19 protein-coding genes and 1 pseudogene are annotated in these 18,728 nt (G+C 68.3%); 7 read left to right on the forward strand and 13 right to left on the reverse strand.

Going from position 1 to position 18,728, the window contains the following annotated elements; all coding sequences use genetic code 11:
* Positions 1-968: pseudogene (locus K9U41_RS09595) on the forward strand (hypothetical protein); the annotation flags it as partial.
* A gap of 160 nt (positions 969-1,128) precedes the next feature.
* On the opposite strand, the gene dksA reads toward K9U41_RS09595, so the two are convergent.
* Positions 1,129-1,545, reverse strand: coding sequence for an RNA polymerase-binding protein DksA (gene dksA, locus K9U41_RS09600; protein WP_149574487.1), 417 nt, complete (start codon positions 1,543-1,545; stop codon positions 1,129-1,131).
* 320 nt (positions 1,546-1,865) lie between these two features.
* Between dksA and K9U41_RS09605 the strand changes: the two genes are divergently transcribed.
* Together K9U41_RS09605 and K9U41_RS09610 are read left to right on the forward strand one after the other, a co-directional pair.
* Positions 1,866-2,711, forward strand: a complete 846-nt coding sequence (locus K9U41_RS09605) for an AAA family ATPase (RefSeq protein ID WP_282640616.1) — start codon at positions 1,866-1,868, stop codon at positions 2,709-2,711.
* Between the two features lie 16 nt (positions 2,712-2,727).
* On the forward strand, positions 2,728-3,111 hold the full coding sequence (locus K9U41_RS09610) for a hypothetical protein (protein WP_282640617.1): 384 nt from the start codon (positions 2,728-2,730) through the stop codon (positions 3,109-3,111).
* A gap of 167 nt (positions 3,112-3,278) precedes the next feature.
* Here K9U41_RS09610 and K9U41_RS09615 read toward each other — a convergent pair whose 3' ends face one another.
* From K9U41_RS09615 to coxB, 9 genes are all read right to left on the reverse strand, one after another.
* On the reverse strand, positions 3,279-4,127 hold the full coding sequence (locus K9U41_RS09615) for a MipA/OmpV family protein (protein ID WP_282640618.1): 849 nt from the start codon (positions 4,125-4,127) through the stop codon (positions 3,279-3,281).
* Positions 4,128-4,222: 95 nt separating this feature from the next.
* Entirely contained in the window at positions 4,223-5,017 is a 795-nt protein-coding gene (locus K9U41_RS09620; RefSeq protein ID WP_282640619.1) for an SURF1 family protein, read from the reverse strand.
* Positions 5,014-5,400 (reverse strand): DUF983 domain-containing protein, encoded by a 387-nt coding sequence (locus K9U41_RS09625; protein ID WP_282640620.1) that lies wholly within the window; start codon positions 5,398-5,400, stop codon positions 5,014-5,016. Before K9U41_RS09625 ends, K9U41_RS09620 begins: the two co-directional genes overlap by 4 nt.
* 99 nt (positions 5,401-5,499) lie before the next feature.
* Positions 5,500-6,333 (reverse strand): cytochrome c oxidase subunit 3, encoded by an 834-nt coding sequence (locus K9U41_RS09630; protein WP_282640621.1) that lies wholly within the window; start codon positions 6,331-6,333, stop codon positions 5,500-5,502.
* 126 nt (positions 6,334-6,459) lie between these two features.
* A complete protein-coding gene (locus K9U41_RS09635) occupies positions 6,460-7,101 on the reverse strand; it encodes a cytochrome c oxidase assembly protein (protein ID WP_282640622.1) in 642 nt (213 codons plus the stop codon).
* Positions 7,102-7,195: 94 nt separating this feature from the next.
* Positions 7,196-7,381 (reverse strand): hypothetical protein, encoded by a 186-nt coding sequence (locus K9U41_RS09640; RefSeq protein ID WP_282640623.1) that lies wholly within the window; start codon positions 7,379-7,381, stop codon positions 7,196-7,198.
* Positions 7,378-8,325 (reverse strand): heme o synthase, encoded by a 948-nt coding sequence (locus K9U41_RS09645; protein WP_282640624.1) that lies wholly within the window; start codon positions 8,323-8,325, stop codon positions 7,378-7,380. The genes K9U41_RS09640 and K9U41_RS09645 overlap by 4 nt, the downstream gene beginning before the upstream one ends.
* Positions 8,326-8,520: 195 nt before the next feature.
* Entirely contained in the window at positions 8,521-10,143 is a 1,623-nt protein-coding gene (gene ctaD, locus K9U41_RS09650; RefSeq protein ID WP_282640625.1) for a cytochrome c oxidase subunit I, read from the reverse strand.
* Between the two features lie 128 nt (positions 10,144-10,271).
* Positions 10,272-11,132, reverse strand: coding sequence for a cytochrome c oxidase subunit II (coxB, locus tag K9U41_RS09655; protein ID WP_282640626.1), 861 nt, complete (start codon positions 11,130-11,132; stop codon positions 10,272-10,274).
* Positions 11,133-11,772: 640 nt separating this feature from the next.
* Here coxB and K9U41_RS09660 point away from each other — a divergent pair.
* The 3 genes from K9U41_RS09660 to K9U41_RS09670 all read left to right on the forward strand — a co-directional run bounded on the left by K9U41_RS09660 (position 11,773) and on the right by K9U41_RS09670 (position 15,694).
* The gene (locus K9U41_RS09660) at positions 11,773-12,279 is read left to right on the forward strand and encodes an invasion associated locus B family protein (RefSeq protein ID WP_349237842.1); all 507 of its coding nucleotides are present in this window, start codon (positions 11,773-11,775) and stop codon (positions 12,277-12,279) included.
* Positions 12,280-12,640: 361 nt separating this feature from the next.
* A complete protein-coding gene (locus tag K9U41_RS09665) occupies positions 12,641-14,485 on the forward strand; it encodes a monovalent cation:proton antiporter-2 (CPA2) family protein (protein WP_282640628.1) in 1,845 nt (614 codons plus the stop codon).
* Between the two features lie 201 nt (positions 14,486-14,686).
* Positions 14,687-15,694, forward strand: coding sequence for a DUF937 domain-containing protein (locus K9U41_RS09670; RefSeq protein WP_282640629.1), 1,008 nt, complete (start codon positions 14,687-14,689; stop codon positions 15,692-15,694).
* A 229-nt stretch (positions 15,695-15,923) separates the two neighbouring features.
* Here the strand turns inward: K9U41_RS09670 and K9U41_RS09675 are convergent, their stop codons facing one another.
* Positions 15,924-16,247, reverse strand: a complete 324-nt coding sequence (locus tag K9U41_RS09675) for a DUF1127 domain-containing protein (protein ID WP_282640630.1) — start codon at positions 16,245-16,247, stop codon at positions 15,924-15,926.
* Between the two features lie 190 nt (positions 16,248-16,437).
* Here K9U41_RS09675 and K9U41_RS09680 point away from each other — a divergent pair, with 190 nt between their 5' ends.
* On the forward strand, positions 16,438-17,319 hold the full coding sequence (locus tag K9U41_RS09680) for a LysR substrate-binding domain-containing protein (RefSeq protein ID WP_282640631.1): 882 nt from the start codon (positions 16,438-16,440) through the stop codon (positions 17,317-17,319).
* Positions 17,320-17,349: 30 nt separating this feature from the next.
* Here the strand turns inward: K9U41_RS09680 and K9U41_RS09685 are convergent, their stop codons facing one another.
* A complete protein-coding gene (locus K9U41_RS09685) occupies positions 17,350-18,081 on the reverse strand; it encodes a GntR family transcriptional regulator (protein ID WP_282640632.1) in 732 nt (243 codons plus the stop codon).
* Positions 18,082-18,327: 246 nt separating this feature from the next.
* Positions 18,328-18,723 (reverse strand): oxalurate catabolism protein HpxZ, encoded by a 396-nt coding sequence (gene hpxZ / locus K9U41_RS09690; protein WP_432715768.1) that lies wholly within the window; start codon positions 18,721-18,723, stop codon positions 18,328-18,330.
* Positions 18,724-18,728 lie beyond the last annotated feature (5 nt).

The following is an 18,728-nucleotide window of genomic DNA, read 5'->3' on the forward strand; positions in this document are numbered from 1 at the left end:
AGCCCGAAGCGGTCCGGCCCGCGCCCATGGAGCCCCGCAAGGCCCCCGAGATCGAGCTTGCGCCGCCCGCGAGGGTCGAGCCCGCGCCGATGATGCCCCGGCTGGAACCCACCCGGTCCGAAGCCCCGGCCCCGACCACGGACAGCCGTCTCGACGAACTGACCCAGCGGCTTGATGCGGCCCTGGCCCAGCCCGCCCCGGCCGAACCGCAGCTGAGCCTGGCCGATCTGCTCGGCGAGACCCCGCAAAAGCCGGCCGAGCCGGAAGCGGCTCCCAAGGTGGACCCCCGGGCGGACCACAAGCCGGAGGCGCCTGCGCCTGTGGTCCATTCGGACCCCCATCCGGACCCCACGGTCGACAGCCCGCAGGTGCGCCCCTCCGACCGGCCCCTGTCGCGCTTCCTCTACCAGTCGCGCTCCCGCCCCGAGCCGCGCGGCGGCGATGAGGTGCGGCCGCGCCTGGACCCCCTGCCCCGCATCGAACGCCCGTCGGAGGATGGCGCCCGCCCGGTGGCGCCGGCCCGCTCCGAGCCACCCTTGCGGCCGCGCGAGTTCGCGTTCCGGCCGGTGGAGGCCAATCCCCGCGAGCCTGCCACCCGGGACGGCCTCGACGTGCCGCGCCGCGAGCCGCCGGCCTTGCGCGAGATCACCCGTGAGCCGCTGCGCCCGAGCGCGCCGGCCCCGGTCCTTACCCGTCCGGACGCCGCGATCGAAGCCAAGTCCGAAGCCAAGCCCGAAGTCAGGACCGAGGTGAAAGCCGAGGCCAAGAGCGAAGCCAAGGCCGACGCCAAGGCGGACGAGAATGCCGCAGGCCGTGCCGGCTTCATCCCGTCGGCCGCGCCCAAGGCTGCGGACGCCCTTCCCGACGCCACGGCCCCCGCGCCGGAGCCGAAGGAGAAGGATCCGCTTGAGGATTTCGATGCGGAGATGGCCAACCTGCTCGGCCGCACCAGCGCCCGCGGGCACTGAGCGGCACCCGCTCGGCGCCGGTGGTTCATCGGCGCCGTCGGTATGATCTGAGCAAACCGAACACAAAGGGCCGGCGACGCAATCCCGTCGCCGGCCCTTTTTCAATCTTGTCCGTGGCCCCTGAGACGGCGCCCGCCTTGGGCCACAGTTATTTTGGGCCTCAGTCGTCGCGATAGACGCGCTCGCGCCGCTCGTGCCGCTCCTGCGCTTCCACCGAGAGGGTGGCGATGGGGCGGGCCTCCAGGCGCTTCAGCGAGATGGGCTCGCCCGTGTCCTCGCAATAGCCGTAGGTGCCGTCCTCGATGCGCTGGAGCGCGGCATCGATCTTGGCGATGAGCTTGCGCTGACGGTCGCGGGCGCGCAGCTCGATGGACCGGTCGGTCTCGGACGAGGCCCGGTCGGCGAGATCGGGATGGTTCTGGTTCTCGTCCTGAAGGTGCTGCAGGGTCTCGCGGGCCTCCTTCAGGATATCCTCCTTCCAGCGCAACAGCTTCACGCGAAAATATTCGCGCTGCCTGTCGTTCATGAAAGGCTCGTCCTCGCGGGGCCGATAGTCCTCGTCGATTTGGATCGACATCAGCAAGGTCCTCAATATGCGTCGCTGACCCCTTGGCGGCGGGTCGCTTTAGGCCCTCATCCCAGGGAAGCCGGGTCCCCGGGATGCCGGACCGGGGCGAGCCCTGCCCCGTCAACGACCTGAAGCGGCCTCCTGGCGATCTGGCCGGCGGAGCCGGACCCTCCCGGACAGGAATGACGCTCCATTGTCGGGGGCGCTTATATCCACGCCGCCGGTGGACTACAACCGCCATCGCAACGGGCATCGGGGCTTGACGCCGCGCCCCCGTCCCCCGACCCTGCTGCGGTGCGGCAGGATGGCCGCCGGGAGGACGGGTACCCATGCGTTTCGAGGGCACGCAGAGCTATGTGGCCACCGATGATCTGAAGGTGGCCGTCAACGCCGCCATCGTGCTCGAACGCCCCTTGCTGGTGAAGGGCGAGCCCGGAACCGGCAAGACCGTGCTGGCGCAGGAGGTGGCCGGGGCGCTGGGCGCGCCGCTCATCGAATGGCACGTGAAGTCCACCACCAAGGCCCAGCAGGGCCTCTACGAGTATGACGCGGTGGCACGCCTGCGCGACAGCCAGCTCGGCGACCCCAGGGTACACGACATCACCAATTACATCCGCCGCGGCAAGCTGTGGACGGCGTTCGCCTCCGAGGTGCGGCCGGTGCTGCTCATCGACGAGGTGGACAAGGCCGACATCGAATTCCCCAACGACCTGCTGCTGGAACTCGACCGCATGGAGTTCCACGTCTACGAGACCGGCGAGCAGGTGAAGGCGCACCGGCGCCCGCTGGTCATCATCACCTCCAACAACGAGAAGGAGCTGCCGGACGCCTTCCTGCGCCGCTGCTTCTTCCACTACATCCGCTTCCCCGACGCCGAGACCATGCGCGCCATCGTCGAGGTGCACTTCCCCGGCATCAAGCAGCGGCTGGTGGGCGAGGCCCTGCGCCTGTTCTACGAGCTGCGCGAGGTGCCCGGCCTGAAGAAGAAGCCCTCCACCTCCGAGCTGATCGACTGGCTGAAGCTGTTGCTCGCCGAGGACGTGGACACCGAGACCCTGCGCCAGCAGGACCTGCGCAAGACCATTCCGCCGCTGGCCGGCGCGCTGCTCAAGAACGAGCAGGACGTGCACCTGTTCGAGCGCCTGGCTTTTCTCGCCCGCCGCGAGCAGCGCTGAGGGAGCCCACCGCCCCATGGACGCAGCCGGCTTTCTCGTGACGCTGCTGGTGATCGGCGTGCCGCTCGCCATGTTCTTTGCCTTGCGCCGCACCACGGGCCCGGCGGGGCCGGAACGACCGGGCGCAGCACCCACGGCGCCGGCGCGCCGGCCGCCCGACGATTTCGGCATGGCGCGGGAATCCCACACGGCGCCGGCCGCCGCCGCGGATCAGGCTGCGGCCACACCTGCTTCAGGGGCGGCTGCGGCAGCCGCGGGCGGCGCCTTCATCCTGGCTGCAGAGGTGGCGCGCCAGCATGCGGGCGAGGGCGGGAGCGAATCGTCCCGAACGGGCCAAGGGGCCGGACACGGGGGAAGCGGACCGGATTCCGGTGCCGATTCGGGCAGCGGCGGCGCTTAGGGCGTCGTCCGATCAAACCGCCTCGCACGCTGATCGGGTGCGGACTCATTCCTGAGGTTTCGAGACGGCTTCGCCGTTCAGGTCGCGGCCACGGCCGCGACGGTCAGGCTATCCCTCGCAGGTTCTGGCAGCCGAGAGACGGACGGCTCAGGGCGTCAGGCGAGCGTTCACCACCAGGCCTTGCCGATGTTGAAGGTATAGCTGAGCGAGAGGCCGGCCATGAACTGGTTGGCATCGCTGGTGAGCGGGGAGGACGAGGCGTCGCCCAGAAGGTGGCCGTAGGTGCCGTAGACGCCAGCCTCGAAGCCGTTGCGGAAATTGTAGGTCAGCTGCGCCGTGGCCCCCACCAGGTCGAACCCCGCGCCCGCGCTGTAGACCGGCAGCGGATTGCCGAAGGCGGTGGCCACCGCCGACTGCACCGGCGTAATGCCGAAATAGGTCTCCATATAGCCCGAGCCGCCATAGGTCAGGCGCGGACCGACGGCGAAGCGCCACTGGCCGTAGGGCACGATGACATCCGCCCCGAGGAGGCCGCGAACGCCCTCGAAGCCGCCGACGCCGTAACGCAACTCGGCGCGGGTGCGCAGCCAGGGCGTCACATACCATTCGGCAAAGCCGCCGGCTTCCACCGAGACGTCGACATCGCCAAGGCCGGTCAGGAGGTCGTCGTCACTCGCGCTGCGACCCCAATCGAGCCGGCCGACCGCGCCGATGCGGAAGGTGCCGGTGTCGAACAGGGCGATGGAGGGATTGTCGTCAACGCTGCGGAAGGCGTTGAGCTGGCTGGCCTTGCTGATGGAGAAGATGAGGCCCGGCCGCACCGTGTACCCGTCGGAACCGGGATAATTGGGTTCCATCTGGCCCGAAGCACCGATGGTGAGGTACCAGTCTTCCTGCGCCGAGGGGGCGACCGGATTGGCCGGCGGCGGCGAAAACAGGTCGGCCGCCGTGGCGGGAACCAGCCCGCCGGCGGAAAACACCGCGGCGAGAAGGGCGAAGCGCAGCGACCGATGCATGGACAACCTCTGACTGAAACCGCGGCCATCCTGCGGCCGAGCGGTTTGCAAATTCCGAACGCGGCGACCCCGGCCACCCTGTTCAGAGAAGATGGCTAACAGCTTGTTGCGTCAAGAGCTTGCCGGCGATACCGGGCGCACCGTTGCAAAAGCGCCACGCCCACCAGGGCCGCCGCGAGGCCGTACCAGGTGAGCGCATATTCCAGATGGCGGTTGGGAAACACGAGGCGCGTGCCACCGGACAGGGGCAGCCCCCCGGGCACCGCGTTCACCGCCTCGTCGATGATGAAGGGCGCCGCACCCGAGATACCGCGGGCCGCGGCGATGCCGGCCGGGTCCATGCGGAAGAAGCCGCCGTGGGCCGGATCATTGGCCGGCACGAACCAGCTCGCCTCCTCCGGCAGGCGCAGGAGGCCCACCACCTCCACCTCGCCCGTCCCCTGCCCCGCGGCGCGGGTGGCGGGATCACGCCGGTCCGACGGGACGAAACCACGGTTGACCAGGATCGGCGGCCCGTCCGTGCGCAGCAGCGGCGTCACCACAAGGTAGCCCTGCCCCTTTACGGGACCCGCTGCATCCTCGCCGCGCACCGTATAGACGAGGGTTTCCCGACCGTGATCGAAGGTGCCGCGCACCTGCACGCGGCGATATTCATCCGCCTCGCGGGTCAGCTTCGGCCAAAGCTCCGGCGGCGGAACAGGCGCGGGCGGCGCATGGACCCGCGCTTCCACGCGGGCGAGCAGCTCTTCCTTCCAGGCGAGCCGCTCCAGCTGCCAGGTCCCGAGGCCGATCAAGATGAGGAAGGCCGCCAGGGCGGCCACCGCCGGCAGCACGAGGCCGCCGCCCGGACGCCGCTCGCGCCCGGCCGCATCGTCCGGCGCAGTGCTCACGGGGTGTGCGAATCCAGCCGCCCTTCGGCGGCCTTGTTGCGGTATTGGAGTGCCACCATCACGCCCTTGAAGGGGCGCAGCAGGCCCAGCGTGACCACAAGGATGGCGGGAATCCAAAGCAGCGCGTGGACCCAGAGCGGCGGCTCGAACGTCACCTCCACCCAGAAGGCAAGCGCCACCACCACGAAGCCGCCGAACAGGATGACGAACACCGCCGGGCCGTCGCCGGAATCGGCAAAGCCGTAGTCAAGCCCGCAGGCGGTGCAGGACGGCGCCAGATCCAGGAACCCCTTGAACAACGAACCGCGCCCGCATCGGGGGCAGCGGCAGCCGAGACCGGCCGACCACGGGGAGATCGGCGCAAAATAAGGCTCCAGGGGCATCATCGTTTTCCTCGCGGCCGGGCACACGGGCGGATCGTCCCGGCGCGGGCCGAAGGCGGGGCGGGATCGGCATGCCGCCCCGCCCTGCCTGTGCCCTGTTCAGTGACCGGCGGAACCGCCGGACGCCCACACATAGACGAAGGTGAAGAGGAACAGCCACACCACGTCCACGAAGTGCCAGTACCAGGCCGCCGCCTCGAAGCCGAAATGCTTCTGGGGGGTGAAGTCGCCCTGATAGGACCGCAGCAGGCACACCGCGAGGAAGATGGTGCCGACGATCACATGGAAGCCGTGGAAGCCCGTGGCCATGAAGAAGGTGGCGCCATAGATGTTGCCGGCGAAGGCGAAGTGGGCGTGGGCATATTCGTAGGCCTGCAGCGTCGAGAACAGCACGCCGAGGATCACGGTGCACCACAGGCCCCACTTCAGGCCCTGCCGGTCGCCGTGCACGAGGGCATGGTGGGCCCAGGTGACGGTGGTTCCGGAGGTGAGTAGGATCAGCGTGTTGAGCAGCGGCAGGTGCCAGGGGTCGAGCGATTCGATGCCCTTGGGCGGCCATACGCCGCCGGTGAATTCCAGCCGCTGGAAGTTGATGGCCTCGTTCGTGAAGAGCGAAGCGTCGAAGAAGGCCCAGAACCAGGCCACGAAGAACATCACCTCGGAGGCGATGAACAAGATCATGCCGTAGCGCAGGCCCAGCACCACCACCCGGGTGTGCAGGCCGGCGCGGCTCTCATGGACCATGTCCCGCCACCAGCCGAACATGGTGTACAGGACGCCGAGGAAGCCGACCACCATGGCAATGGCGGTGCCGCCATGCATCCACACCACCGCGCCGGCGGTGAGGATGAGCGCCGAGACCGAGCCGATGATCGGCCAGGGGCTCGGATCAACGACGTGGTAATCGTGTTTCTTGACGTGTGCCTCGGCCATGGCGATAGGCCTCCCTTCCCCTGTCACGTGAAGGCCCCGCCGAAAACCCGGCGCATGGCCCCGTCCCTGCCGGACAGCCCTTCGGGCCACCCGATTTTCTGCCCCGCGCTAGGCGGAGCCTCCGCCCTAAAGCGGCCTGCCGTCCGCCCCCGTTGCGTTCGCCCGCGCCACCGGCTTGTCCGGCGTCTTTACGGGGAAGAAGGTGTAGGACAGCGTGATATCGGTCAGCGTCTTCAGGTCCGGGTCCTGCGCGATGGCGGGGTCCACGTAGAAGACGACCGGCATTTCCAGCTTCTCGTTCGGCGCCAGCGTCTGCTCGTCGAAGCAGAAGCACTGCAGCTTCACGAAATAGGCCCCCGCCTGCGGCGGGGAAACGTTGTAGGTGGCGTTGGCGTGCGTCTCCAGGGCAGAGCGGTTCGCCGCCGTGTAGTGGGCAAGGCTGGTGGCCCCCACCTTCACGGTCAGGTCGCGCGCCACCGGGGCGAAGGCCCAGGGCAGGCCGGGCGCCACATTGGCATCGAAACGAATGGTGATCTCGCGCTCGATGGGGGCGGAAGTGGGCGCCGCGCCCACCCGCGTGGCACCGCCGAAGCCCGTGAGCGCGCAGAACATGGCATAGAGCGGCACCGACGCGTAGGTGACGCCCACCATGGTGGCGATGAAGGCGACGCAGGCCGAAGCCACCACCAGATGGCGGCGGCCCTCGGTGCGGCGTCCATTGCCCGCTGTGCGTTCAGCTGCTGTGCGTTCAGCCTTGCCCGCGCCCATCCTTCACCCTCGTCGCCCGGATCGCCCCCGATCCCTTTCGCTCGTCTTTACATCCTGTCCGAAAGGCCCCCTTTGCGGGGCCTTTCGCGGTCCCTCAAAGGGGCCGGTTCAACACATTCGGTCCCAGCTTCACGATGGTTACCACGTAGAACAGCAGCGCCAGGAAGCCGAGCACGGAAGCGATGGCGATGTTCCGCGCCCGCCGCCGCCTGATCTGTTCCGGCGTCAGAACCACGCCCTCCTCTTCCGAGGGGCGCGGCGTCTTCTTTTCCATGCTCATCGCAGCAGCCCGCCAATCACCGCCTCGCCGAGGAGTGTGGCGAACAACGCGAACAGATAAACGATGGAGAAGCCGAACAGGCCCTTGGCCGCCTTCACCGCGGCTTCTCCTTCGCGGCGGCGATAGACCCGCCAGGTCAGCATGATCATCCAGGCCCCCGCCAGCACCGCGACGGCGCCATAGGCGAGGCCCGCATAGCCGAGCACGGCCGGGCTCGCGGCCAGCGGCACTAGGAACAGGGTGTAGAGCAGGATCTGGAGCCGCGTCTCGTCCGGGCCGGCGGTCACCGGCAGCATGGGCACACCGGCGCGGGCATAGTCGTCCGCTCGGTAGAGGGCGAGGGCCCAGAAATGGGGCGGGGTCCAGAAGAAGATGATGGCGAACAGCAGCACCGGTTCCAGCGACACCGTTCCGGAAGCGCCGGCCCAGGCCACCAGCGGCGGAAATGCGCCGGCGGCGCCGCCGATGATTATGTTCTGCGGCGTCGAGCGCTTCAGCCACATGGTGTAGATCACCACGTAGAAGAAGATGGTGAAGGCGAGCAGCGCGCCGGACAGCGCATTGACCAGCAGCCCCAGCACCACCACCGAAAAGGCCGAAAGGGTGAGGCCGAAGGCCAGGGCCTCCTGGGCGGAGACCCGGCCCGACGGCACCGGCCGCTTGCGGGTGCGGGACATGATGGCGTCGATGTCCGCATCCCACCACATGTTGAGCGCGCCGGCCGCGCCCGCGCCGACCGCGATGCACAAAAGGGCGGTGAAGGCGATGACCGGATGCACATCCCCCGGCGCCCGGACCAGACCCACCAGCGCCGTGAAGATGACAAGCGACATCACGCGCGGCTTCAGGAGTTCGAAATAGTCGCGCGGCGACGCCAGTCCCTCTCCGGCCGCCGCGAAGGCATACGGCTCGGAATTGGTCAGGCTCGCTGGTTCGTCACGCATCCCGAAACTCCCTCAAACCCTGCCGGCCCAGACCCAGGGCGGACCTGCGCGCCTCTCCGGGCGCCTTGAACACCCCAATCCCAAGCCCTTCTTCGCCCGCAAAGAACCGCCAGTGCGGCACCTTTCGATCCCGAAGGTGGAAGAAGCCGCGGTCGCCCGCGGCCTCCCTGATCACGGCCGCTCGGGGCCAAGGCGTCACTTGATGCGCGGCAGCACTTCAAACTGGTGGAAGGGCGGCGGCGAGGACAGGGTCCACTCCAGCGTGCTGGCCCCCACGCCCCACGGGTTGTCCCCGGCCTTCTCCTTGCGGATGAAGGCGAGTGCCGTACCGGTGAGGAAGATCAGCACCGCCACGCCCGAGATGTAGGAACCGATGGAGGAGACCAGGTTCCAGCCCGCGAACGCATCGGGATAGTCCGCATAGCGGCGCGGCATGCCGGCGAGCCCGAGGAAATGCTGCGGGAAGAACACCAGGTTCACGCCCACGAAGGTGACCCAGAAGTGCAGCTTGCCCCAGAATTCCGGGATCATGTAGCCGCTCATCTTGGGGAACCAGTAGTACCAGCCGGCGAAGATGGCGAACACGGCGCCGAGCGACAGCACGTAATGGAAGTGCGCCACCACGTAATAGGTGTCGTGCAGCGAGCGGTCGATGCCGGCGTTGGAGAGCACCACGCCCGTCACTCCACCCACGGTGAACAGGAAGATGAAGCCGATGGCCCACAGCATGGGGGTGCGGAACTGCAGCGAGCCGCCCCACATGGTGGCGATCCAGGAGAAGATCTTCACGCCCGTGGGCACCGCGATGATCATGGTGGCGGCCACGAAGTAGGACTGCGTGCCGCTGGACAGGCCCACCGTGTACATGTGGTGCGCCCACACCACGAAGCCCACCACGCCGATGGCCACCATGGCGTAGGCCATGCCGAGATAGCCGAAGATGGGCTTGCGCGAGAAGGTGGAGATGATGTGGGAGACGACGCCGAACCCGGGCAGGATCAGGATGTACACCTCGGGGTGACCGAAGAACCAGAACAGGTGCTGGAACAGGATCGGGTCGCCGCCGCCGGCCGGGTCGAAGAAGGTAGTGCCGAAGTTGCGGTCGGTGAGCAGCATGGTGATGGCGCCCGCCAGCACCGGCAGCGACAGCAGCAGCAGGAAGCCGGTGATCAGCTGCGACCAGGCGAACAGCGGCATCTTGTGCAGCGTCATGCCCGGGGCGCGCATGTTGAAGATGGTGGTGATCAGGTTGATGGCGCCCAAAAGCGACGACGCGCCGGCGATGTGCAGCGAGAAGATCAGCAGGTCCATGGCCGGGCCGGGATGGCCGAGCTTGGACGACAGCGGGGGATAGATGGTCCAGCCGCCGCCGAAGCCATTGGAACCGGCCGCACCTTCCACAAACAGCGACGACAGCGCCAGAATGAAGGACGGCGGCAGCAGCCAGAAGGCGATGTTGTTGATCCGCGGGAACGCCGTGTCCGGCGCGCCGATCATCAGCGGGGCGAAATAATTGCCGTAGCCGCCGATGAGGGCGGGCATCACCATGAAGAAGATCATGATGAGGCCGTGGCCCGTGGTGAAGACGTTGAATGTCTGCGGATCGGAGAAGATCTGCATGCCGGGGTGCTGCAGTTCCATCCGGATGGCGATGGACAGGATGCCGCCCACGATCCCCGCCACGATGGCGAAGATCAGGTACATGATCCCGATGTCCTTGTGATTGGTCGAGAACACCCAGCGCTTCCAGCCGGTGGGGATGTGCGCGTCGTGATCGTCGTTTCCGTAGTGGCTGTGGGTGACTGCCTCGGTGGCCATTCCCGCTATCCTTGTCTGCCGGCACTGACGCCCGTTCCGCCGCACCGTCGCTTGCCTGCTCCCGCCACCGGCCGCAACCGGGGGCGCAATTTCAAAAGAGACGCCAGCGCAGGGCGCCGGCCGAAGCCTCAGCGCGCCAGAGGGCCGGCGGTTTCGCCGGCGTCGGCCAGCTTGCCGGCGGCATCGGCCGCGGACGCGAACTTCGCCTTGGCCTGGGCAACCCAGGCCGCAAAGTCCGCCTCGCTCACCGCCCGCACCGCGATCGGCATGAAGGCATGGTCACGGCCGCACAGCTCGGAGCACTGGCCGTAATAGATGCCCTCGCGGGTCACCTTGAACCAGCTTTCGTTCAGGCGGCCGGGATTGGCGTCGATCTTCACCCCGAACGAGGGCATCGCGAACGAATGGATCACGTCGGAGGACGTGACCTGGATGCGCACGATCTTGTTGACCGGCACCACCACCTCGTTGTCCACCGCCAGCAGGCGCGGCTGGCCCGGCTTCAGGTCCTTCTCGGACACCAGGTAGGAATCAAAGCCGAAGGCGCCATTGTCGGGATATTCGTAGGACCAGTACCACTGGTGCCCCGTCACCTTCACCGTCATGTCCGGCTTGGGGATGTTCAGCTCAAGATGCAGCAGGCGGAAGGACGGGATGGCGATGAGCACGAGGATCATCACCGGAATCACGGTCCAGGCCACCTCGATGAGGGTGTTGTGGCTCGTCTTCGACGGCACCGGATTGGCGCGCTCGTTGAACCGCACCACCACGATGGCGAGCAGCACCAGGACGAACAGCACGATGGACGTGATGATGATGAGCATCAACGTGTTGAAGTCGTGAATCTTTTCCATCACCGGGGTGACGGCGGCCTGGAGATTGATCTGCCACGGCGATGGCTGGCCGGTCTCGGCGTAGGCGGCGCTCGCGGAAAGGCTTGCGGCGCACGTGCCCACGGCAAGGGTAGCGAAGCGAAGGAACGACATCATCTTCAACGGCTCTCCCTGGCCCGGCGGATTGAACCGCCGTACGTACTGCGCCCGCCCCGCACGCTCAGCGGCGCGCCGTCCGGACCACTTATCCAAGTGAGCTGCCCATCCGGCGGAAACCGCTGGCAAGTGCACTGTTTTTTAAGGCAGCCACTCTCCCTAGAGTTCATCAAACATAATTGGGTCCGCCTTGCAATCGCCCAAGCTTGGGCCTCGGTGCGACAATAAGTCGGAGGATTGGGGTACGATACGAGCGCCCCTTGGACGGGTGGTGCACAGGTCCTTGCGCCACCGTGCTCGGCCTCCGCCCCGCCTGCGTTGTGGGCGCGGCCGGAGCCCGGATATGCCGTAGCGGAAGGGAGACAAAATGGCGCGTGCGCCGGGCTCCTGAATGCCACCGTTGCAAGGGCCTCGCGCCCCTGAAACGGGCCATGGGGAGAATCCCCGCGGCAGGCATCTGCGCCACGCAGCCGCCGCATTGTTGACAGGATGGCTAGGCCATTAAGGCATTGGTTCACTAAATCAGATAAGGCAGGTGTGCCTGGCGCCCGCCGGGTCCCTGCCGGAGCTTGCGATGGTCGTGTCGTTCCCTGCCCGCCGCCTCTTCCTTTCGGGCCGTGCCGCGAGGGCCCGGTCCGGGATGAGAGCCCGTGCGCTGCTTGTCCTGTTCGGCGCGCTCCTTGCCGCGGCTTTCGCCACCACACAGCCTGCCGCCGCGCAAGGCGTGGTGAAGTCGGTGCACGGGGAATGGCAGATTCGGTGCGACACGCCGCCGGGCGCCCAGAGCGAGCAATGCGTGCTGCTCCAGTCGGTGCAGGCGGAAGACCGGCCGAACGTGGGCCTCACCGTCATCGTCCTGAAGACCGCGGACCAGAAGAGCCGCCTGCTGCGCGTCCTGGCCCCCCTCGGCGTGCTGCTGCCGGCGGGCCTCGGCCTCAAGATCGATGAGCAGGACGTGGGCCGCGCCGGCTTCGTGCGCTGCCTGCCCAATGGCTGCGTCGCCGAGGTGGTGATGGACGACGCGCTGGTCGCCCGCCTGAAGGCCGGCAAGCAGGCGACCTTCATCATCTTCCAGACCCCGGAAGAAGGCATCGGCGTCCCCCTCAGCCTCAACGGCTTCGGTCCGGGCTTCGACACGCTGCGCTGAACCGGACACCCGCCCGGCGCTGAGCATCACCCCGCGGCAGGCCCGCGCAAGGTGCCCACGCGGGGGGCGGATATCTTCAACGCCGCGCGCGAGCGCCTGAACGCTGCGTGTGGAGGCTTGGGCCAGGCTGACCTGCGTGGGAAGCGAGACGTGAGGATGTCTCTAGACACGAGGATGTCTTTAGGCGTGAGGATGTCTCTAGACACGAGGATGTCCTGCGCGGAACCATCGCTGCGCCGCAGCATCGGCACGGTTTGGACATGCTTGCTGCGCACAAAGCTGAAGCGGAGCGGGGTAGCGACGTTCGGGCGGCCGGGGCGGCGCCGGGGCGAGGGCTTCGGGGGCCGGCAGGGAGAGGTGGATGCACGGGGATGAACACGCACTTTTCGGCGCGGCGCTCGCCTTCCTAGCCGCAGCGGTCGTCTCCGTTCCCATCGCCAAGCGTCTCGGCTTCTCTCCGGTTGTTGGCTACCTCCTTGTCGGCATCGCCATCGGTCCGGTGGGCTTCAACGTGGCCGATCCGGGGGTGGTCTCCACCGTCGCCGAGCTTGGCGTGGTCATGCTGCTGTTCCTGGTCGGGCTGGAGCTGAAGCCGTCCAATCTGCTGTCCATGGGGCACTACATCTTCGGCCTGGGCACCGCGCAGCTCCTGCTGACGGCGCTGGCGTTCGCGCTCCTGGCCTATTTCGGCCTCGGCTTCGGCGTGGCCGCGGCGGTGGTGAGCGGGCTCGCCCTCTCGATCTCCGGCACCGCCATTGCGCTCCAGCTGCTCGGCGAGCGCGGCGACCTCGCCTCGCCCTACGGCCAGCGCACCTTCTCCATCCTGCTGTTCCAGGACATCGCGGTGGTGCCGCTGCTCGCCCTCGTGCCCCTGCTGGCGCCCGGCGGCGAGGCCGAGGTGACGCGCGATCCCAAGGCCACGCTGCTCGCCGCCTCCCTGGCGGTGGCGGCCATTGCCGTCATCGTGGTGGCGGGGCGCTACCTGCTCAATCCGCTGTTCCGCGTGCTCGCCCGCTCCGGCGCGCGCGAGGCCATGACGGCGGCGGCCCTGCTCGTGGTGATGGGCGCCGCCGGCCTCATGGAGGCGGCCGGCCTGTCGGCGGCGCTCGGGGCGTTCCTCGCCGGCCTGCTGTTGTCGGAAAGCACCTTCCGCCATGAGCTGGAGGCCAATGTGGATGCCTTCCGCGGCCTGCTGCTCGCGGTGTTCTTCATGAGCATCGGCATGTCGCTCAACATCGACGTGGTGCTGGGCCACATCCCCGCGCTCCTGGTCGGGACGCTGGCGGTGGCCGTGGTCAAGTCGGTGATCGTCTATCTGGTGTTCCGGGCCGACAACATTGCCCCGCAGGATTCGATGCGCGCCGCGGTGGCGCTCATGTCCGCGGGCGAATTCGCGTTCGTGCTGTTCCCGCTGGGCCTCGACAACGGCATCCTGAAGCCCGAGCAGGCGGACCTGCTGATCGCGCTCGCGGCGCTCACCATGATTCTCGGACCGCTCCTCTTCGCCGCCCTGTCGCGCCTCCTCCCGCGCTTCGCCCGCCCGGTGGCGGAGCCGCCGGCGGACGACTTCGCCGATGCCGACGGCTCGGTGCTGGTGATCGGATTCGGCCGATTCGGCCAGATCGTCTCCCAGTGCCTCCTGGCCCAGGACGTGACCGTCACGATCATCGACAAGGACGTGGAGATGATCCAGAGCGCCGGGCGGTTCGGCGTGCACATCTATTACGGCGACGGCACGCGGCTCGACGTGCTGCGGGCGGCCGGCGCCGAGAGCATGGAAGTCATCTGCGTGTGCGTGGACAACAAGGAGGACGCCAACCGCATCGTCGAGATCGTGCGCGGCTCCATCCCCAACGCGCGCCTGTTCGTGCGCAGCTTCGACCGGGTGCATTCCATGGAATTGCTGCGCCTTGGCGTTGATTTCGAGCTGCGCGAGACGCTCGAATCGGCCCTCTCCTTCGGCGCCCGCACCCTTGAGGCGCTGGGCGTGCCGCAGACCGCCGCCGCCGCCCGCATCGCCGATGTGCGCCAGCGCGACCGCGCCCGGCTGGAACGGCAGATGGAGGAAGGCATCTTCGCGGGTGCCGAGGTGTTCCGGGGCCAGAAGGTGGAGCCCGAGCCGCTGACCCAGCCCGAGAAACCCGCCCGCCCGCTGAACCCGGAGGCGCAGGACATCCTCTCCCACGAAACCGAATTCTCCGGCTGAACCGGGGCCGTCCGGCCACGGCTGCGGCCGGGTCCGGCGGAGTCTTTGGATAGCCCCGAGGCTGTTGCAACCATTTCGTGATTTCGGCGAGACGATGGCGTAAGGTCGCAGCACCGGGTACGCGATCGGGCAACGGGAAACGGGACGGACAGGCTCGCCAGATCGCACATCTGGGCGCCGCGCTCCTGCGGAGTTGGGCGTATGGATCAATTCTTGGAGATGCTCCGGGCAGCACAGGGCGGCCACGGGCTCGAGAATATCGGGCGCATGTACGGCCTGTCGCCCCAGCAGGCACAGGCGACAGCCGAGGCGGTGATGCCGGCCTTCACCGAGGCGTTCAAGCAGGCGACCCAGTCTCCCGAAGCCCTCGCCTCGCTGATGGCGCTGATGACGAGCGGGCCCTACGGCGCCTTCTATACCCAGCAGCCCGCCGCGCCGGCTGAGCTGTCGCGTGCCGGCAGCGAGGCGCTCGACACGGTGTTCGGCTCGTCCGAAGTGAGCCGGGCCGTGGCCGCGCACGTGGCCTCAACCACCGGTCTCGGTGTCACCGTGGTGCGGCAGATGATGCCCACCTTTGCCACCCTCGTGGTCGGCGGCCTGGCGAAGTCGCTGGCCGCCTCGGGCGCGCTCCAGCAGATGCTCGCGGCCATGCTGAGCCGCATGCCCGGCCAGACCACGCAGCGCATCGCGCCCATCTCCTCCGGCAATCCCTTCATCGACGCTTTCCTCGCCTTCACCAGCACGGCGACGGAGCAGAGCCCCAAGGCCTTCGCCACCGGCAATCCCTGGGCCGACGCCTATGCCCAGATGATGTTCCAGCGCGCCCCCCAGCCGGCGCCGCAGCAGCGCAGCACGAATCCGATGGACGCCTGGCAGGACGTGGTCAACGCCATGACCAAGACCATGACCCAGGCTGGCGTCCCGCCCGCGCGCACACCGCCGCCGGAACCGCCACCCCCGCCGCTGGCCCCGTTCCAGAATTTCTTCGCCCAGATGTTCGCGCAGGGCTTCCCGCCGGCCTTTCCGGGCACGGAAGGGCAGCAACGCGCCTATTCCATCCCGGACTTCTGGCTCGACATCATGCGCGCCGCCGGGACCGGCACGCCTCCCGCACAGCCGGTGCAGGAGGCCGAGACCCTGCCGCCCGAGCGGCCCCGCCTCGTCAATACGTCATCCCAGAACCGCACCGGCGGCCGCGACGCGAAATAGCGATTCGTCGCGCGCGGGGAAGCACGATCTCCAGATACAAAACGACCCGCGCCGGTTGCGGTCGGCGCGGGTCGAGGTTCGGCGGAATCGAGGGGCGTTCCCGCCGGATCTTTCAGGACGGACCCAGGCCGGTTGAAACCGCCTGACCGGGTCGCCCTCCACTCATTTGCCTTGGCCCGTGCGTGTCACACCCACCGGCATCCGCTTCCCTTCAAGCTGCGCGAAAGCCTCAATGCTGCTGTGCGCGGCCTGCAAGCCTTGCGGCCGCACGGCGCTCTGTGGCGCGCAGGATGAGCACGCGGGTCGGATCGGCGAGCAGCGGTCCGGAGGTAGCATCGCGCAGGTCGGCGCGGGTCACCCCGATGTCCCGCAGCATGCGATCATCGAGGCCGGCAAGCTCGCTCATGACGCGGCGGCGTTCGATGGCGCGACCGATGGCGCCCGCCGTCGTTGCCACGTGACCGACCAGCGAAACCGCCGTCAGGCACAGGGCCGCCAGCATCTCGCCGGCGGGGGCAAAGGCAATCTTCCGGGTTTCACCATAAACGCTCATCTTCATCTCCATCGCCGGGGTGGGGATCGCGGACAGTCCTTTCTGGGCTCCCGGGGGCTCGTGGAGCCACCCGATTTCGCATCCCGCCGCTTCGGCGCGCCCTTTGTGACTCCCTGGGATAAATCACGCTAGCGAATGTTTTTCATCTCACGTATCATTCTGCGTGATGAATGCTCCGGAGCCGCACCCCATGACGGCGATGCTCGACCCCGACCAGCTGCGCACTTTCGTGGCCATTGCCGAGACCGGCAGCTTCACCCGCGCGGCGGAGGTGGTGCACAAGACGCAGTCCGCCGTCTCCATGCAGATGAAGCGCCTGGAGGAGCGCGTGGGCCGGCCGGTGTTCGTGCGCGACGGCCGCGCCTCGCGCCTCACCGAGGATGGCGAGCGCCTGCTCGATTTCGCCCGGCGTATCGTCAAGCTGAACGTCGAGGCGGTGCTGAGCTTCGCCGACGCCGCCCTCTCGGGACGGGTCTGCCTGGGCGTGCCGGACGATTATGCCGACCGCTATCTGCCGGACATCATGGCCCGCTTCTCCCGCACCCATCCCTCGGTGGAACTGACCGTGATCTGCGAGCCGTCGAGCGAGCTGGTGCAGCACATCGCCGCCGGCACCATCGACCTCGCCATCATCACCGCCACCGAGATCACCGCCCGCAACGCCCACGTCATCCGCCGCGAGCGGCTGCTGTGGGTGTCCTCGGCGCGGCACAGCGTGCATCTGGAGACGCCGGTGCCGCTGGCGCTGGGCCGGACCACCTGCCAGTGGCGCGACATCGCCGTCTCCCGGCTCGCCGGGGCGGGGCGCAGCCACCGCATCCTCTACACCAGCCCCAACAGCGGCGCGGTGGCGGCGGCGGTGCTGGCGGGGCTGGCAGTCTCGGTCTTTCCGGAATCGGCGCTGCGCACCGGCATGCGCGTGCTTGGCAGCGGCGACGGCTATCCGCCTTTGCCCCCGTGCGACATCGGCCTTCTGCGCAATCGCCACGAGCCGTCGGTGCTGGCGGATGCGCTGGCCCAGCACATCGTGCAGGGTCTCGACAACCTCACGGATGCCGAAGCGGCGCAGTGAGGATCGGCGCGGCCCCGCGCAGCGCCGCCCTCACACGCTCTCGGCGTAGCGCTCGTAGGCGACCTCGACGGTGAGGATATGGGCGCGCATGGCGGTGGCGGCCTCGGCCTTGTCGCCGCGCAGGATGGCGGTGACCACCCGGTCATGCTCCTCATAGGAGCGCGCCAGCCGCCCCAAAGTGCGGAACTGGGCGCGGCGGAACGGCTGCAGCCGGGCGCGGGTGGCCAGCGTCAGTTCGGCCAGGTAATCATTGTGGGAGCCGGCATAGAGCGTGGTGTGGAAGCGCTCGTTGAGCACGGTGTAGCCGCCCTCGTCGCCGCGCCGGGTCAGGTCCGCAAGCTCGGCATGGGTGGCTTCCAGCCCGGCACGCTCGACCGCCGTCATATGGACCGCGCACAGGCCGGCGCACAGGGCCTCCAGTTCCGCCATCACATCGAACATGCCGCGCAGCCGCTCCAGCGAGGGCTGGGCCACCAGCGCGCTGCGATGGGGCCGCGCCTCCACGAGGCCGGAGGCGGCGAGGTCGCGCAACGCCTCGCGCACCGGCGTGCGGGACACGCCGTAGCGCTTGGCGATCTCCACCTCCTCCAGCGGCGTGCCGGGGGCCAGACGGCCGCGCACGATATCGTCGGCGATCTGGAGGCGCAGTTCCTCCGTCCGCGTCACCGGCCGGCCGGCGGCACGGCGCCTGCGGGGGCGCGATGCAGAGGCGGCGCTCTTGGTGGCAGCGCTCTTGGTGGGTTGCGGCGGAAGCAAGGTCATAACGTTACAAACTACCTGGATTCGAAGGCGGCGCGAATTCCGGTAAAGTCCTGACGGGGAGGAAACCGGAGCATGCCGTGTCCCCTCCCCGCTTCGGCCGCCGCGCCCCTGCCCCGATGCGGGGGAACCGGGGAAGAGGCGCGGCTTAGAGTCGGATCGAACCGGACTCATTCGACCTGATCGGGAATCCCTTTCCAAACTTGAGAGAAGAGAACGCGCACAGGGACACCGACCAAAAAGCAATTCTCACGCCACGCCTTCGTCCGCGATGACCGACACATGGGCCGCCACCACGCGCCAGCCCTGCGGAAAACGAACCCAGCTCTGCTGCTGCCGACCGATGCGCCCCGGCGCGTTCTCCCGGCGGAACAGGGTCGAGGCCACCGCGAAATCCCGCCCATAGGTGGTGATCACCGTCTGAGCCAGCGTGCGCTCAAGCCCCGCCGGCGAGCGGGCGCGGCGGAATTGGCGGATGGCGTCCATGCCGTAGAGGTTCTCCCCGCCGCCATAGCGGATGGTGCGGCCATCGTCGTGGAACAGGGCTTCGAGGGTGGCCACATCATTGTTCACCAGCGCCGCCTCGTAGCGGGCGAAGGCATCCTCCACCTCGGCCTTCACCTGCAGAATGTCGATTTCCACCACGCTCT

It is taken from the genome of Xanthobacter autotrophicus, from assembly GCF_029991245.1.
Classification (GTDB): domain Bacteria; phylum Pseudomonadota; class Alphaproteobacteria; order Rhizobiales; family Xanthobacteraceae; genus Xanthobacter; species Xanthobacter autotrophicus_C.

Excerpts from the sequence above, each read along its gene's own strand:
- K9U41_RS09645 (WP_282640624.1), bottom strand. The coding sequence starts at position 8,325 with ATGCGTGACGAACCAGCGAGCCTGACCAATTCCGAGCCGTATGCCTTC.
- K9U41_RS09660 (WP_349237842.1), top strand. The coding sequence starts at position 11,773 with ATGAGAGCCCGTGCGCTGCTTGTCCTGTTCGGCGCGCTCCTTGCCGCG.
- K9U41_RS09635 (WP_282640622.1), bottom strand. The coding sequence starts at position 7,101 with ATGGGCGCGGGCAAGGCTGAACGCACAGCAGCTGAACGCACAGCGGGC.
- K9U41_RS09630 (WP_282640621.1), bottom strand. The coding sequence starts at position 6,333 with ATGGCCGAGGCACACGTCAAGAAACACGATTACCACGTCGTTGATCCG.
- K9U41_RS09685 (WP_282640632.1), bottom strand. The coding sequence starts at position 18,081 with ATGACCTTGCTTCCGCCGCAACCCACCAAGAGCGCTGCCACCAAGAGC.
- K9U41_RS09605 (WP_282640616.1), top strand. The coding sequence starts at position 1,866 with ATGCGTTTCGAGGGCACGCAGAGCTATGTGGCCACCGATGATCTGAAG.
- K9U41_RS09640 (WP_282640623.1), bottom strand. The coding sequence starts at position 7,381 with ATGAGCATGGAAAAGAAGACGCCGCGCCCCTCGGAAGAGGAGGGCGTG.
- ctaD (WP_282640625.1), bottom strand. The coding sequence starts at position 10,143 with ATGGCCACCGAGGCAGTCACCCACAGCCACTACGGAAACGACGATCAC.
- coxB (WP_282640626.1), bottom strand. The coding sequence starts at position 11,132 with ATGATGTCGTTCCTTCGCTTCGCTACCCTTGCCGTGGGCACGTGCGCC.
- K9U41_RS09615 (WP_282640618.1), bottom strand. The coding sequence starts at position 4,127 with ATGCATCGGTCGCTGCGCTTCGCCCTTCTCGCCGCGGTGTTTTCCGCC.
- K9U41_RS09665 (WP_282640628.1), top strand. The coding sequence starts at position 12,641 with ATGCACGGGGATGAACACGCACTTTTCGGCGCGGCGCTCGCCTTCCTA.
- K9U41_RS09675 (WP_282640630.1), bottom strand. The coding sequence starts at position 16,247 with ATGAGCGTTTATGGTGAAACCCGGAAGATTGCCTTTGCCCCCGCCGGC.
- K9U41_RS09680 (WP_282640631.1), top strand. The coding sequence starts at position 16,438 with ATGACGGCGATGCTCGACCCCGACCAGCTGCGCACTTTCGTGGCCATT.
- dksA (WP_149574487.1), bottom strand. The coding sequence starts at position 1,545 with ATGTCGATCCAAATCGACGAGGACTATCGGCCCCGCGAGGACGAGCCT.
- K9U41_RS09670 (WP_282640629.1), top strand. The coding sequence starts at position 14,687 with ATGGATCAATTCTTGGAGATGCTCCGGGCAGCACAGGGCGGCCACGGG.
- K9U41_RS09625 (WP_282640620.1), bottom strand. The coding sequence starts at position 5,400 with ATGCCCCTGGAGCCTTATTTTGCGCCGATCTCCCCGTGGTCGGCCGGT.
- K9U41_RS09610 (WP_282640617.1), top strand. The coding sequence starts at position 2,728 with ATGGACGCAGCCGGCTTTCTCGTGACGCTGCTGGTGATCGGCGTGCCG.